The organism is Stenotrophomonas geniculata (assembly GCF_034508895.1).
Taxonomy (GTDB): Bacteria; Pseudomonadota; Gammaproteobacteria; order Xanthomonadales; family Xanthomonadaceae; genus Stenotrophomonas; species Stenotrophomonas geniculata.
The window spans coordinates 4,068,821-4,082,661 of record NZ_CP140571.1; the positions used below are offsets into that span (position 1 = coordinate 4,068,821).

The 13,841-nt window shown below is 66.6% G+C and carries 14 protein-coding genes and 2 pseudogenes; 5 read left to right on the plus strand and 11 right to left on the minus strand.

The genetic code is table 11. The annotated features are described in order from the left end of the window. Positions 1-23: 23 nt before the first annotated feature. Both RI032_RS18750 and RI032_RS18755 read right to left on the minus strand, forming a co-directional pair. Entirely contained in the window at positions 24-641 is a 618-nt protein-coding gene (locus RI032_RS18750; RefSeq protein WP_049409615.1) for a hypothetical protein, read from the minus strand. Next, complete coding sequence (locus RI032_RS18755) at positions 638-1,168, minus strand: hypothetical protein (protein WP_322547500.1); 531 nt, start codon at positions 1,166-1,168, stop codon at positions 638-640. Before RI032_RS18755 ends, RI032_RS18750 begins: the two co-directional genes overlap by 4 nt. A 396-nt stretch (positions 1,169-1,564) precedes the next feature. Here RI032_RS18755 and RI032_RS18760 point away from each other — a divergent pair, with 396 nt between their 5' ends. Further along, complete coding sequence (locus RI032_RS18760; RefSeq protein WP_312717611.1) at positions 1,565-2,920, plus strand: sigma-54 interaction domain-containing protein; 1,356 nt, start codon at positions 1,565-1,567, stop codon at positions 2,918-2,920. Here the strand turns inward: RI032_RS18760 and RI032_RS18765 are convergent, their stop codons facing one another. The 5 genes and pseudogenes from RI032_RS18765 to RI032_RS18780 all read right to left on the minus strand — a co-directional run bounded on the left by RI032_RS18765 (position 2,921) and on the right by RI032_RS18780 (position 5,745). Continuing rightward, positions 2,921-3,229, minus strand: a complete 309-nt coding sequence (locus RI032_RS18765) for a DUF6958 family protein (RefSeq protein ID WP_322547501.1) — start codon at positions 3,227-3,229, stop codon at positions 2,921-2,923. Next, positions 3,222-3,644 carry a GFA family protein gene (locus tag RI032_RS18770; protein WP_322547502.1) on the minus strand — a complete coding sequence of 141 codons (423 nt, stop codon included), beginning with the start codon at positions 3,642-3,644 and terminating at the stop codon, positions 3,222-3,224. Before RI032_RS18770 ends, RI032_RS18765 begins: the two co-directional genes overlap by 8 nt. A 42-nt stretch (positions 3,645-3,686) precedes the next feature. Next, positions 3,687-3,764, minus strand: a pseudogene (locus RI032_RS20675) (GFA family protein); the annotation flags it as partial. Between the two features lie 62 nt (positions 3,765-3,826). Further along, the gene (locus tag RI032_RS18775; protein WP_322547503.1) at positions 3,827-4,708 is read right to left on the minus strand and encodes a TolB family protein; all 882 of its coding nucleotides are present in this window, start codon (positions 4,706-4,708) and stop codon (positions 3,827-3,829) included. Next, entirely contained in the window at positions 4,705-5,745 is a 1,041-nt protein-coding gene (locus RI032_RS18780) for a hypothetical protein (RefSeq protein WP_322547504.1), read from the minus strand. The genes RI032_RS18775 and RI032_RS18780 overlap by 4 nt, the downstream gene beginning before the upstream one ends. A gap of 92 nt (positions 5,746-5,837) precedes the next feature. On the opposite strand from RI032_RS18780, the gene RI032_RS18785 reads away from it, so the two are divergent. Then, positions 5,838-6,764 (plus strand): LysR substrate-binding domain-containing protein, encoded by a 927-nt coding sequence (locus tag RI032_RS18785; protein ID WP_322547505.1) that lies wholly within the window; start codon positions 5,838-5,840, stop codon positions 6,762-6,764. Beyond that, positions 6,761-7,198 (plus strand): annotated as a pseudogene (locus RI032_RS18790) (helix-turn-helix domain-containing protein); the annotation flags it as partial. The gene RI032_RS18785 and the pseudogene RI032_RS18790, both read left to right, overlap by 4 nt. Before the next feature lie 26 nt (positions 7,199-7,224). Here the strand turns inward: RI032_RS18790 and RI032_RS18795 are convergent. Continuing rightward, entirely contained in the window at positions 7,225-9,708 is a 2,484-nt protein-coding gene (locus tag RI032_RS18795; protein WP_322547506.1) for an aminotransferase class V-fold PLP-dependent enzyme, read from the minus strand. Between the two features lie 276 nt (positions 9,709-9,984). Between RI032_RS18795 and RI032_RS18800 the strand changes: the two genes are divergently transcribed. Then, a complete protein-coding gene (locus RI032_RS18800) occupies positions 9,985-10,410 on the plus strand; it encodes a VOC family protein (protein WP_019659769.1) in 426 nt (141 codons plus the stop codon). Continuing rightward, complete coding sequence (locus tag RI032_RS18805) at positions 10,407-10,637, plus strand: hypothetical protein (RefSeq protein ID WP_322547507.1); 231 nt, start codon at positions 10,407-10,409, stop codon at positions 10,635-10,637. Before RI032_RS18800 ends, RI032_RS18805 begins: the two co-directional genes overlap by 4 nt. 7 nt (positions 10,638-10,644) lie before the next feature. On the opposite strand, the gene RI032_RS18810 is transcribed toward RI032_RS18805, so the two are convergent. The 3 genes from RI032_RS18810 to RI032_RS18820 all read right to left on the minus strand — a co-directional run bounded on the left by RI032_RS18810 (position 10,645) and on the right by RI032_RS18820 (position 13,747). Beyond that, a complete protein-coding gene (locus RI032_RS18810; RefSeq protein ID WP_049481112.1) occupies positions 10,645-11,340 on the minus strand; it encodes an HAD family hydrolase in 696 nt (231 codons plus the stop codon). A gap of 104 nt (positions 11,341-11,444) precedes the next feature. Continuing rightward, on the minus strand, positions 11,445-12,185 hold the full coding sequence (locus tag RI032_RS18815; RefSeq protein ID WP_322547508.1) for a DNA/RNA non-specific endonuclease: 741 nt from the start codon (positions 12,183-12,185) through the stop codon (positions 11,445-11,447). Positions 12,186-12,475: 290 nt separating this feature from the next. Then, positions 12,476-13,747 (minus strand): hypothetical protein, encoded by a 1,272-nt coding sequence (locus RI032_RS18820; protein WP_322547509.1) that lies wholly within the window; start codon positions 13,745-13,747, stop codon positions 12,476-12,478. Positions 13,748-13,841: the final 94 nt, after the last annotated feature.

The window sequence follows — 13,841 nt, forward strand, 5'->3', positions numbered from 1 at the left end:
GTGGTGCATCGGTTGGGTGGTTGTCACGGGCGGTCCTGCACGACCAGGCCCAGTACGTTGGCCGTGTCGTTGCCGTTGCCCGCGATCTGATTGAGTTGCAGGACCCCGTCGAATCCCCGCAGTGCGGTGCTGGCTACACCGGCGCTGCGGGTGCCCGTCGCGACGCCGCGACCGGTGTCGTCCCGCCCCCCTGCCAACGCGGAACCCTCGGCGGCCAAGGCCGTATCGTCGGTTTCGCGTATGCCCTGTCGGGCCAGCGTCGCGCTGACGACGTTGAGCGTCGTGTTGGCGATGCCGCTGGCCTGGTTGATGGATGCGATGCCACTGGCACCGGCCAGTGCGTCACCGCCAATGAACGCGGTGGCCTGCAGCGGCCCGGACAGCACGCGGTTGCCCTGCTGCAGTTGCCGGGCATTGATCGCCACGTCGGCGCGATCGCCCTTGGCGATACCCCGCAGGTTGGCCTGCACGTTGAGGTCGCCGGCGGCCTGGTTCACGGCGATGGCACCCGTCGCCCCGGCCAGTGCGTGGCCGTCGATGCGGGCCACGTCGAGATAGGCGAGCATGCCGCCGTAGTCATCGGCCCGGGTCGCCCAGGGCGCGGCAGCGAGCAGCAGAAGCAAGCCTTGCAGGGCCTTCATTTTCCACCTGCCGGGGCCGTGCCCTGCAGGGGGAACTGGGCCAGTGCGCCGCGCACGGTATCGGCGATACCGCGGGTGCTGCTGCCGACCGCACCAAGCGGACCGCTCATGGTGCCCCCGAGGTTGCTGCCGACCATGCCATCACCACCGCGGCCAAGCGTGCCGCCCAGGGCCTGCTGGGTGACCCGTTCAACGGTAGTGCCGCCCGGTGTCGCGACGGACGCTGCCTGGCCGGCACCCATGCCGGCATAGTCCTCATCGCTCAACTCGTCCATGCCGTTCGTCGTGCCACCGGCGCCCAATGCGGTGGCGATCTCGCGCTGTGGCTTCGGGTCGGCAATCAGCGCCATGCCCGGTGGTGCCATGCGATAGGCCGGCCGCGCGGATACGTCCCGCAACAGGACGATTTCGCCCGGCTGTGCCTTCACGCCCTGGCGGGCGCCGGACGCGGATGCGCCCGCGCCAACCAACAGCAGGGCGGTTGCCAGTGCTGCGGCCAGGCCGCGAATCAGGGTGGTGCCGTCCATGCCGATCTCCCGCGATGGGTGCGGCGGAACCACGCATCAACCGTGCCAACCTCGAAGTGCCCACCCGCCAATGTCGGGACCGTGCAGCACCTGACCGTGCTGCTGCCACGGTGTTACAGGCACGTCGCGGAATCGTTGGGATTTCGAAGCCCCAGGCACCGCAGGGCAAGGGCGGCGGGCAACTGTCGCATGGGTGTTACAGGTGGCGCCGCCGTCTGCAACGGTGCCGGTTCAGCCACGAATTTCTTGACGCATTGCTCATTGCGCCGCCGTTTAGGGAAGCGCTAGGATCCGCCCAACGAAGGCCGCCCCGGTGGCCGTAGAGGTCCCGGCGGGGGGCGGCACGCCGGCGATTGCCTGACAGTCCGCCGACGGTGTCCGGATGCTGGGGGAAGCATGGCAGCGGTCCCGGAGGCTTCTACATCACGTTGCGTGCTCTGGTTTGGCGAGCCGTTGGCGAACGAGCGCAGTGCGCTGGCGGCAGCAGGCTGGTATGTGCGCAGCATCCATCCCGATCCCGCCATGGCGATAGGCCTGCGTGGGCGCGATCGATTGCTCGCCGTACTCGATCTGCGCCATCTCGATGCGGCGGCGCTGCAGCTGCTGGCACCGTGGATCGAGCAGCACCAGCATCTGCCTTGGCTGGCGGTACTGCCACCGGGCGCCGGACCCACATCGCCGGCCTGGCTGCCGTTGCTGCAGCGATGCGGCGCGCGCTTCACGCTGCCGTTCGGCCTGCAGGACCTGGTCTGCGCAATGCGCCAGCAGTTCGATGCGGATGATCCGCCAGTCGATGCAACCTGCAGTGGGTACGGACCGCACGCATTGATTGGCGAAAGCGCTGCGCTGCATGCGGTGCGCACGGTGCTGCACAAGTTCGCGCCGGTGGAACTGCCGGTGCTGGTCACCGGCGAAACCGGTACAGGCAAGGAACTGGCTGCACATGCGCTGCATGCGCTGTCGGGGCGCGCCGGCAGGCCTTTCATCGCGGTGAACTGTGGTGCGATTCCGGCCAACCTGGTGCAGTCGGAGCTGTTCGGCCACGAACGTGGCTCGTTCACCGGTGCCGACAAGCGGCAGATCGGCGTGTTCGAATCCGCCCATGGCGGTACGGTGTTTCTTGATGAGGTAGGCGATCTGCCGGCAGAAGCGCAGACCAGCCTGCTGCGCGTGCTGCAGGAGGGAACGTTCGAGCGCGTGGGCAGCAGCCAGCCGCTGCGCGCGGACGTGCGGGTACTTGCCGCGACCCACGTCGAACTGGAACACGCGGTGGCGCAGGGGCGGTTCCGCAGCGATCTCTACTACCGCCTGAACGTGCTGCGCCTGCTGATGCCACCGCTGCGCGAGCGCGGTGCCGACGTGCAGCTGCTGGCCGAGCACTTCCTGCGCTGCTTCCGGTTGCGCCACAGCGTGCGTGCACGCGGCTTCGCACCGGCCGCACTGCAGGCGATGCGGCGCTTCGACTGGCCCGGCAACGTACGCGAACTACTGAACCGTGTGCAGCGTGCAGCGATCATGGCCGAGGGCGAGCTGATCAGTGAGCGTGACCTGGAGCTGGGCGCATCGGTAGCGGTCCTGCCCGCGGCGGTGCTGCACGACGCGCGCGGCCAGGCCGAGCGCGATGTACTACTGCAGACCTTGCGCCAGACCGGCTACAACGTCTCCGAGTGCGCGCGGCAGATGCAGATATCGCGGGTCACGGTGTATCGCCTGTGCCGCAAGCACCGGTTGGAACTGCCTGCACAGCGCTGATCAGCCGGCTGCCAGGTGCTTGAACAGGCGCAACGGTCTGCCCGCGACGCGCTCGATCACGCCCTTGGCTTCCAGGTCCAGCTGCACGGCCTTCAACCACCAGCCGGCGGTGGCACCTGCCGGGAACAGCGCGGTGGGCAGGTGTGGCAGCAGTGCCTGTTTCGCCTGCGCGACAGTCAGGCCGGGCGGTTGCGCGGGCAGCGCCCGCAGCAAGGCATGGCGCATGGCGAGGTACTTGGCGCGATCCACGCGCTGGATGTGCCCGGGCGTGGTGATGCTTTCGATCTCGATCCGTCCGGGCTCAGGCATGGGTATCTCCCGCGACCTCGATGCGTGGGCTGCGGAAGCCCATGGCGATCCACGCCTTCATCAACCGCGCATAGAGGCGCAGCGACCGGGTCTTCAGGTTCGGCACATCGTCAGGAAGCACAGACGCATCAGGAAGATCACTGACCATGGTCCGCATCTCCACGGCAGGTCTTGTCGATGCCGGCCACAACAGGCCATACAGGCTCAGCCAATGGCCGCCGCTGAACTCCAGGAAGAGCGGCGTATTGCAGCAGCCCGCCAGCACGCGGCGGCTGCCGCCCCTGCTGGACAATCGCAAGGCACGCAGCATGGCATGCCCGGCATCGATGCTGACGCGATCCTTGCGATGCATTACGAAGAGCGTCTGGCCATGCCGGCCCAGTACGGCCGGTGCGCGGGGCAGCGCCTGCAGCATGGCGCCGGCCTTGCGGCAGCTGTCGCAGCAGCATTCGACGGTGGCAATGGGACGGCCCGTGGCGGTCAGGCGGACCTGGCCGCAGGCGCAGGCAAGGGACTGATGGGAGGGCATCTGCATTTTCTCCTGGGGTAGTCATCCTCTCGACGAATCGGGGCGCCGGGAATCGACAACATCTGCCTTCAAGGGCGCATCATCCGATAGCGGATGCGGTACAGGTCCAACCCTGCACCGTCCGCGCGCCGCGCCGAATAGGTCAAGGTGTCGGGTCGCGATCCATCCAGCATCGCGCCGTAGCTGTCGCCGGAGGCCTCGTTCAAGGGCGAGGGCAATGCATGGCCTGCGTCATAACGGCCTCCACGTGCGTAGGCAATGAACTGGCGCACCGGTGCACTGCCGAAGTCCTGGGCGCGGGCAAACACCACCGTTCGGCCGTCGCCCAGGAAGGTGGCATCGAACTCCTGCGCTGCGGTATTGAGGTCTCCCGGCAGCGGCCGTGCCGGCTGTGCCATGCCACGGACCATCGCGGCGACGTAGAGGTCATGGCCACCCGCACCGCCTGCGCGATCGCTGGAGAACAGCAGCGTGGCTGCGTCCGGCGAGAGCATCGGCGCGAATTCATCGGCCGCGCTGTTCACTGCCGGGCCAAGATTGACCGGCTCCCCGAATCGACCGTCGCTCCCCATGCTGACCCGATACAGATCGTCGCCGCCCTGGCCGCCTGCGCGATCCGAACAGAAATACACCACGCGGCCATCGGCGGAAAAGGCGGGATCGAAGTCGCGCCCCGGCGTGTTGAACGGCACCGGCGTCGCCGGCGGCCAGCGCTGCCCATCGTTGCGGGAGACCCAGATGTCATACCCGCCCGGACCGCCGGGCCGGTTGCGGCTGAACCACAGCGCGGTTTTTCCGTCCGGGCTCAAGGTCAGTCGAATCTCGTCGTACCGCGTGGAAGCAACACCCGGGGCAAAGCGTTCCGCGGGGCCGACGATCTGCAGCACACCTGATGGAGGCACGGGAGGCGACGCAGCAACCAGCAGCATCACGGCCAGCAGCGCCTTCATGCCTGTCGCTCGAAGTCGCTGACCCAGTTGGTTTCCCAGCTGCGCCCGCCATCGGTCGAGGCCGCCTGTTCCCAGCGCGCCGAACGCGGGGTAATGCGTGACCAGATCACCCGCGTCTGGATTGATCGACCGTCGTGCTGGTCTTCGCCGAAGAAGCGGCCGACACCGGCCTGGAAACCACCACGCAGTGGCGCGCCGATCCGGGTCGGCTCGCGGCCATCCAGCCACCAGCTCAGCCAGTGCTGCTCCGCCGCATTCCAGGCACGGATGCCCATGCCGCGCAGCGGTGCTCCAGGCACGTCCATCAGGTTGTCACCCACGTTGCCGAATCCTCCCAGGACCGGCCAGTTGTGCAGGGTGCCGTTGAACGCGTCCCACGCGTCGCTGCCTGCCAGCCGAGCGCGCAGGCGACGATGGCGCACGTTCCAATGGCCCACCAGGAAATCAAAGTCGCCCGGTGCATCCGGCAGCTTCGGAAGCGGAGAGGGGGCCGCAGCAGTTCGGCGGAACCAGTTGCGCCAGTTCACTTCCCAGTGCGCACCGGCATCGTCGGAGAACGCCTGTTCCCACCACGGCTCCTCGCCGTGGATGTCATGCCAGCGGAACCACACATCGATGGGGCGCCCGTCGATCCGGTCGGTGCCACGGAAGCTGCCGGCATCGTCCTCGAAGCCCCCGCGCACGGGGGCTTCGATATGGGCAGGATTGCGGCCATCGATCCACCAGATCGACCACGTGGAAGACACTGGATCAAATGCACGCACGCCCAGCCCCCTGTAGGGGCCCGAAGGCAGCGCCATGACGTTGTCATCAATGGTGCCGAGCCCGCCCAGGGTGAGCCAGACCGCGCTGGAGCCGGTGAAAGACTCCCAGCGGGTATCGCCCACCAGGCGCTCCTTCAGGCGCTGGTGCCGGACCCGCCAGTTGCCCTGCAACCATGTCCAATCTTCGCTGTGGCTGGCCAGCGCCCACCCGGAGGGCAGGGCGGTGGACGCTGCCGCGGCGGCCAAAGTGGCCAGGAACTGCCGTCGATCCATGTGCGTGATCCGCTACCGAAGGTGCCTCCATCGTTGCGGGCACGAGGGGGGATTGACCACGCAGATATCGGGGCTCAGGCTAAGCCACACTTATGGTGACCCAACGCCAGCTTCCGTCGCTTGCCGCCATCCGTGCCTTCGAGGCGGCGGCGCGGCTGGGCAGCTTCGCGCGTGCCGCCGAAGAGCTCGACACCAGCGCGGCATCGGTGAGCTACCACGTGCGGCGGCTGGAGGCCCAGACCGGTACCTGCCTGTTCCTGCGCCATGCACAGCACGTAGAACTGACGGCGACGGGGGCCAGCGTCGCGCAGGAGGCCACCCGGGCATTCGATGCACTGCGCGCCAGCTTCATGCGCGCCGCAGACATGGATGCGGCGCGACTGCGCCTGTCCGTGCTGCCCACGCTGGGCACCAGTTGGCTGACGCCGCGGCTGGGCACGTTCCGCGCCCGCCACCGGCAGTTCGTGCTGGAGCTGGACCTGTCGGCAGCGCCGCAGGATCTGGCCGCCGGTCACTTCGATGCGGCCATCCGCAATGGCCAGGGTGAATGGCCAGGTCTTCAGGCAACTCCTTTGTTTCCCAGTGTGTTCACACCGTTGTGTGCGCCGGCGCTGCTGCCAGCAGCCCGTGGGCTGGGCAGCAGCGCGCTGGAAATTCCCCTGCTCGGGCGGCCGGACTGGTGGGCCCTGTGGTTTGCCGCGCACGGGCACCTTCCACCGCCGGCACCGGAGAGTTTCGTCGCGCCCTTTGCCGTCGAGCATCTGGATGTCGGCGCCGCGATCGCAGGGCAGGGCATCGCCATTGGTTCGCCGATCCTGTTCCAGGCCGAGCTGGACAGCGGGCGTTTGGTGCAGGCGCATCCGGGGGTGGCCAGCGACGGTCGCAGCTTCTGGTTCGTGGCACCCACGGCGCGAGGTGGCAGTGCCAAGGTCATTGCATTCCGTGACTGGCTGGTCGAGCAGGCCGCCGAGGCGCGCCATGCAGCCCGCCATTACCTGGCCCGGGCGGCAATGCCATGAGCCAGAGCCCCGAACTGCTCCGGCGCCTGCTGCGCGCCAAGGACCGGATGGATCGGGCCAGCCATGAGGAATGGCCCGTCGCGCGCCTGGCTGAGGTCAGTGCGGTGTCGCCGGCGCACTTCGCCCGCTCGTTCAAGCAGGCCTTCGGGCTGCCACCGCACCGTTATCTGCTCAGCCGCCGCATCGAACGGGCGGTGGCGCTGCTGCGTGAGACCGATCTGGCGGTGACCGAAATCGCCGCGCAGACCGGATGGCGCAGCCTGGGTACCTTTGGCCGCATCTTCCGTGACATCACCGGTGACAGCCCGGGTAGTGTGCGTGCACGCGAACGCAGGCACCCACCTCTACGCGATGCCGTGCCCGAATGTCATGCACGCTCCGCGAAGCGCCCCCTCCTGGACACATCCGTGCTGGAACAACGTCGCCGTCGCGCGCCGTCGGCGGCACTCGCCATGGAGTGTCAGGCCGGCACGGCAGGAGCAGTACGAGGACTGCCGGCATCGGCTTCAGGGTCACTCGCGGCGAGCACGCCTTCAAGACCGGAAACGTCGGTGTCCAGCAGGCAGGTCGCGAACATCAGGAAGCGGTAGGCGTCGGCAAAATTCGAACCGAGCCCAAATGAAATCCTGACCGCGCCGCAATCTCCCTTGTCCAGGATCTTCTCATCGAAGGCGGTGCAGTCGAGGATCTTCCCGGTCTTGTCCAGTTCGCAGTGCTCGGCACCCGCAGTTGCATAGGTTGCCTGCTGGACAGCTCCGAGGTTGCAGAAGCATCCGTTGCGCAGGGTGATGCCGAAGCGATCGGCGAGGCGCTTGACGCGGGCATGCGGCACGATCGAGCCATAGCAGTCGAAAAAGTTGAGCATCACCGTCGCTCCTTTTCGCTGTGCCGGCGGGCCGTACACGCGGCACAGTGGTGTGTCGCCGCGCACGGTATGGCGAAGCGCGGCAAGACGCACCTCGATCCACCGGGCCAGTGCAGTGGAGTGCAGCGCGAGGGCTTCGGCGCCGCCCATCCGTGCCACGAAGGCAAAGCCCCGGGCGATCGCCGGGAACGCGGCGTAGTTGGGTGTTCCCACCTCAAAACGTTGCCCGGCATCGCGATACAGCAGCCGCTCGGTGGGCGACCAGGGGCCTGAGTAGTAGCAGACTCCGCCACCGGCAAAGGACGGTGGTCTGAGCAGTTGCAGCGACGAGCGGCGGGCAAGCAGGCAGCCTGCGCCGGTGGGGTAGCCGAAGATCTTGTAGAACGAGGCGACCACAAAATCCGGTTGAAGGGTGCCGCAATCCAGCCGCGCCTGCGGGACCAGTGCGGCTGCATCGCACAGCACCATCGCACCGTGCGCCTGCGCGCGGGCGATCCAGGCGAGGTCATGCCGCGCGCCGGTCGCGTTGGACTGGGCGGGAAAGGCCAGCAGGTGTGGGGCGCCGTCGCCCAGCCGCTGCAGCACACGCCGCATCAGGTCGTCGTGCAGCAGCAGATCGTCGTCCAGAGGGATGTACTTCACCGAGGCGCCCTTGGCCCTGGCGTATTCGCGCAGTCCATGCACCGACGTGTGATTGTCCTTGGTCAACAGCAGCTGCGTGCACGGTTGGAACGGAAACGATTCCGCCACAAGCCGGATCGCGCTGCTGGCGTTCGCAGTGAATATCACTTCGTACTCGTCCGGAGAGCAGTCAAAGAAGGCGTAGATGGCATCCCGCGCCTCCTGGTATGCCGCCTGCGAGGCCTTCGATCCGCTATGCGGATTTCCCAGGATTGCGTGCTTCAACGCCTGCAGGTCCTGTTCGAGCAGGCTTTCGGGTGGCAGGGTTCCGCCTACATGATCCAGATACGTGACGTGCTGCTCGTCCAGCCGTGCGTACTCCTCGTTGCGCATCTTCTCTACCGATGCGTCGGGGAAGCCGGGATACTCAGCCAGGAACTCCGCCTTGGCAGCGGTGAATGCAGCGAGCCCCTGTGCCTCCTGCACGGAGATTGCGCACTCGACGCCCGCGCTGGACGCGCGATGGGTCAGCTGCTGGCAGCGCACCAGCGGCGAGAAGTCGGGCGACGCGATGTCCACCGTCGTGCCCGCATTGGCGGGATCGGCCTGGCCGCGCAGCAACCATGCCTCCACCCGGTAGCATTGGTCAGGCACGTCCTTGCCGAACTGCGCCAGCATCAGGTCCAGGTAGTGCTCACGGGTGCGGGTGTCGCACTGGTTGAACTCTTCGAGCAGGATGCAGGCATTGAACAGGAACTCGCGCGCACCGGCTGCGTCGAGCGAGAACGACAGGGGATGCAGCCCAGCAGGCACGTCGTTGGCCCGGGACAGCCCTTCGATCGCGAAGGCGCGGGTGATCGGCGACGGGTCGGTCAGGCTCAGCGCCGCGTCCATCAACCGGGAAGGCATGCCGAAATGCAGCTGCGATTGCTGGCGGGTGAGTTCGAAGAGCTGGTTGTAGTGGAACATCGTCGCGTAGACACGCCCACCCGGCCGCAGCACGCGCCGGAACTCCCTGGCCACGCGCGCCTTGTCGGGCGGGAACATCAGGCCGAAGCCGCAGACAATCACATCGAAGCTGTTGTCATCGAATGGAAGCTCTGCCATGTCCACGTCGGCCAACAACGGAACGTTCTGCTGGATCTCGGGGTTCAGGACACGTCGGGCCATGCCCACCGCAATCTGCGAGAGATCGCTGGCCACCAGCCGCAAGCCCCGTGGCCGCGCAAGATCCTCATACAGGCTGGCGGTGATCACCCCGGTGCCGCATGCCACTTCCAGCACGTCCTTGACCGCGAACCCTGCATCGATGTCGCTGGCGATTTCCCTGGCCAGCAGCTTCCCGTAAGGCTGGAAAATGCGAGGGCTCAATATCCGCTCATAGAATTCCATGAAGGTACTGAGCGACCAGCGGCTGTCGGACACAACTTTGCATTGGCGTTGCGTTACGTCCTGCATGATGCGCTCCCTGTCGGCGTGATGGTGCCCATGAATCCCGGTCCGCGCGGTTATCGCATGCGCCCTCAGGCGCGTGCGTGATTGGCATCACATTAAGTTGACTTAATGCCGGGGCGGATTATCCGCCGTCGCGGAACTGCGTATTCATCCGCTTTTGGGGAGGGCCATGTACTTTTGATTCCTTCACGTTCGCCGTCCCAGCCATTGGCGCAGTTTTGGAGAAGCAGAACCGCCTCGTCGGGGCGTAACGTAGGCGCACTTGAGAGGAGGTGCTGCATGTCAGATATGGTGAACACGGTCGGCCTGTATGTGCGCGACCAGGATGAGGCGCTGGCGTTCTACGTCGGCAAGCTCGGTTTCGAAGTGCATACCGACGTGCGCAATGGCAGCTACCGCTGGCTGACGGTACGCAGCCCAGGCCAGGACGGTTTCCAGCTGGGCCTGTTCGTGCCGGGTCCGCCCACCCACGATGCGGCCACCGCGCTTTCGCTGCAGCAGCTGGTGGCCAAAGGCGCAATGCCGCCCCTGGTGCTGGCTGTGGATGACTGCCAGGCGCGTTACACGCAGTGGTTGGCACAGGGCGTGGAATTCACCCAGGAGCCGATCGAGCGCTTTGGCGCCGTCGACGCCGGATTCCGCGATCCATCGGGCAATGGCTGGAAGATGATCGAAGCCCGTTCCGAAGCGAGGCGCCGGCAATGAGCCGCGGTGGCTGGGCACGGCCCGTGCATCGTTGGACCTCGATCGTGTTCACCCTGACGGTGATCGCCAACTTCGTGGTGCGCGGGCTGGGGCATGGCGAGCCTGCGGCGTGGATCACCTATTCGCCGCTGCCGCCGTTGTTCCTGCAGCTGTTCACCGGGCTGTACCTGTTTGCGCGGCACTACAGCGGCAGGTGCCGCAGCGCCGGGCAGGGCGCTGCGGGTTGACGCCGGGTCAGGCGGCAGCGTCGGCGGTGTAGGCCGCCAGCAGTGCGGGAAGATCTTCCATGCGCTGGAAGATCACCTGGGCACCGGCCGCGCGCAGAGCCTCGGGCGTGCTGTGGTGCGGGCCGCCCTCGCTGAAGCCGAACACGGTGGCACCTGCCGCCACACCGGCGGTCGCACCGGTCACGGTGTCTTCAATGACCGCGCAGCGCTTCGGATCCACACCCAGCGCGGCAGCGGCCGCCAGGTAGACGTCCGGGTGCGGCTTGGTGTTCGGCATGTCCTGGCCGCTGTAGACGTGGTCGCCGAAGGCATCGAGGATGCCGACCTTGCCCAGCTGCAGTTTCACCTTTAGCAGATCGGCGCCGGAGGCGCAGGCGATCCGCCCACCGGTGGCCGCAGCGATCGCACGCACGGCCTCGGGTGCCCCCTGGATCGCTTCCAGGTCACGTTCCAGTGCCCGGTTGCGCTGCTGGCGGAACTCTTCAAGCCACGCCTCGGTGAACGGCTTGCCGGTGCGCTCCTCGATCAGCCCGGCCAGATGGGCCACGGACTGGCCGAGGAAGACTTCACCCGCCTGCGCCGGGGTCAGCGGCCAGCCGCGTGCGGTCAGCATTTCCGAGAGCACGCGGGCGACCAGTGGCTCGGAATCGACGAGTACGCCGTCGCAGTCGAACAGCACGGCATCAAAGGGGAAAAGGGACATCTACAACTCCAGGGCGCAATGCGGTGGTGCAATTGCCCGCCATTTTCCCACAGCCATCCTTGGGTGGCACCCGGGCAGGGTGCCACCCATTCCCGGCATGCCGGTCAGCCCAGGTCACACCCCGCCGGCTGCGGCCAGGTGCTGGCCGGCAGCATGTTTTTCAGCGAGGCCGGTGCGTTGATCGCAACGTAGCTCGCACCCAACAGCTCCTCCAGATCGGCGATGGTCACCAGGTAGCTGTCGAGGCTGCCCAGATTGGCTTCGTTGGGAATGATCCAGCTGATCGCCTTGGCCGTGCCGGTGTTCGGATCACGGGTGATGATCGTCTTCCAGAAGAACTCCGGTGTCGGAATGCCGTGGCTGGAAAGGAAATAGTCGTTGGAGGCGTCGCCGTAGACCACGCCACCATAGACATCCACCGGCGCGATGTCGCGATAGCACTCGGCCACGTTCTCGGCCTTCACCCAGATGCCCTGGTTGAAGCTGGAGACCTGCGGAACGATGTTGGTCATGTAGTTGGCGCGGCGGATGTAGGTCGCGTTGTAGTCCATGTGGTTGGACGTCACCAGATGGCCCCGGTCATAGCCGGACTTGATGCTGGCGTAGGAGGCGGTGCTGGTCTGGCCGAGGCAGCCTGCCGCCAGGTCGGGGTCCTTGTAGAAGCTGGACGGCCGGGCAGCCGAGCCGGTGTCGGCGGTCAGGGTGTATTCGTAGCGGGTGGCGCTGTGGATGCTGCAATCGTAGGTGAGCACGAAGCCGCCCTTGTTGAGGGTGACGACCTGGGCTTGGGCAGCGCTGGCGAAGGCACTGAGGACGAACGCGAAGAAGAAGCTTGCAAGGCGCATTGCGGTTCTCCAGCAGAAGTTCAGGGCGCAGCCGTCCGCCACGACCTGGCAGGGCGAGGTCATGGGGAGACGGTGCGGAGTCGGGTGCAGCGGATTGCGGTGGGACGTGACCGCGTTGTTGGGCTGTGGAGGCCCTGCGGTGTCGTAAGCGTCACAAGCTGTCGTCTTTCGGTCAACGACGAAAAGACGAAGCTGTGACCGCCCGCAAGCACTGGAGAGGTGTCAGATCACACGGCACGTGGCTGACACGCGCGCGTGCTAGGGCGGGGCGGTCCCCTTCGCCACCAGGCTCAGGGCTGTGCCCGCAACACGTAGTCGCCGCGGCGCGCTCCAGGTACCAGCGACCATCCGGGCGCCAGGCTCAGCGTCCATCCATGATCCTGCAGGGGCAGTTCGCCCGATGCAGGCGCCTGCACGAACACGGCCTTCCAGTCGTTCTGCATCAACGCTCCGTCGGTGACCGTCAACGTTCCCCATACGTCGCTCAGCCGCATCGTGGGATACACCGTGCCGCTGCCAGGCAACGGCTGCATGTTGCCTGGGTCGAACTGGATGCGCATGCTGCGAAGATCCAGCCGCAGTACCGGGCCGGTTACAAAGCGGGCCTGGTTGCGTTCAAGCTGCACAAGGCGCTGCTGTTCCCGCTGCACTTCCGTTTCGCGCAGCGCAGGCCCGTCATAACGCGCTGCCGTGGTGAGCAGTGCAGCTTCGTCGGTGAGTGGAGTGGTGTGCGTGCGCTCTGCCAGAAGTGAACCGAGATCCCGGGCGGGGTGGACAAGATTGCGATGCCATCCGGGCGCAACCTGGTCCAGCAGCAGGCCATAGGCCGGGCCGGTCGCGTAGGCGAACGAACGGACGAAGCTGCGATCACCCACATGGGCGTGAAGGTCATGAAGTGCAGCTTCGATGCGCGCAGCGCGAGTTGGATTGCCGACGAGAACGCCGGTGTACTCGGCCAGGCCTTCATTCAACTCCAGCGCGGCCTCGTCCCGAGAGGCGGCTGGGAAGTGACGGTAACGCTCAGCACGGAACGCGAGCGCATTGTTCATCGCGTTGCGCTGTGCGCCGGGGTCGGTTGCGGACAGTGCGGCGGCAAGTGCACGCCATTCCAGCTGCAGCCAATAGCGCCCTTCGAGCGTGTCGAGGTGCTCATTGCCGCCTTCTGCCGGCGTTTCGATCGACAATGCGGGTTGCAGGCGATGGAACATCTCGTGGGCCAGCAGCGTGCGTCGCCGGCTTTCGTCCTGTGGCAGCGGCCAGAGCAGCTGCGTCCAGCGGGTGCCAGACCATTCGACGGCGGTGTTGGCGATGATCGCGTCCGGCGGAAGCTGGCCGACGAAGACCTTTCCACGTACCTGCAGGCGGCCCTGTGCATCTGCATGGGGTGCCGTGACCCGTCGACTGGTCCGGTCTACCAGCATCATCGGCCCACACAGCGACGCTCCCCAGAGCCGACCGTTGTCGGCCTGGCACAGCGCTTCCGCCTCTTCAAAAACTGCGCCGGCGGCGACGTCGGACAGCGCGGGTCCGTCCGCAGACACGGGGCCGACTGCACCCAGCATCAGGGCGGCAAGTGAGAGTGGCCGGGGCCTCATAGTATCTGTCCATCCTTGGGAAGATCCCGTCATAGCATCGATCCAAAGGCTGCGACAATGC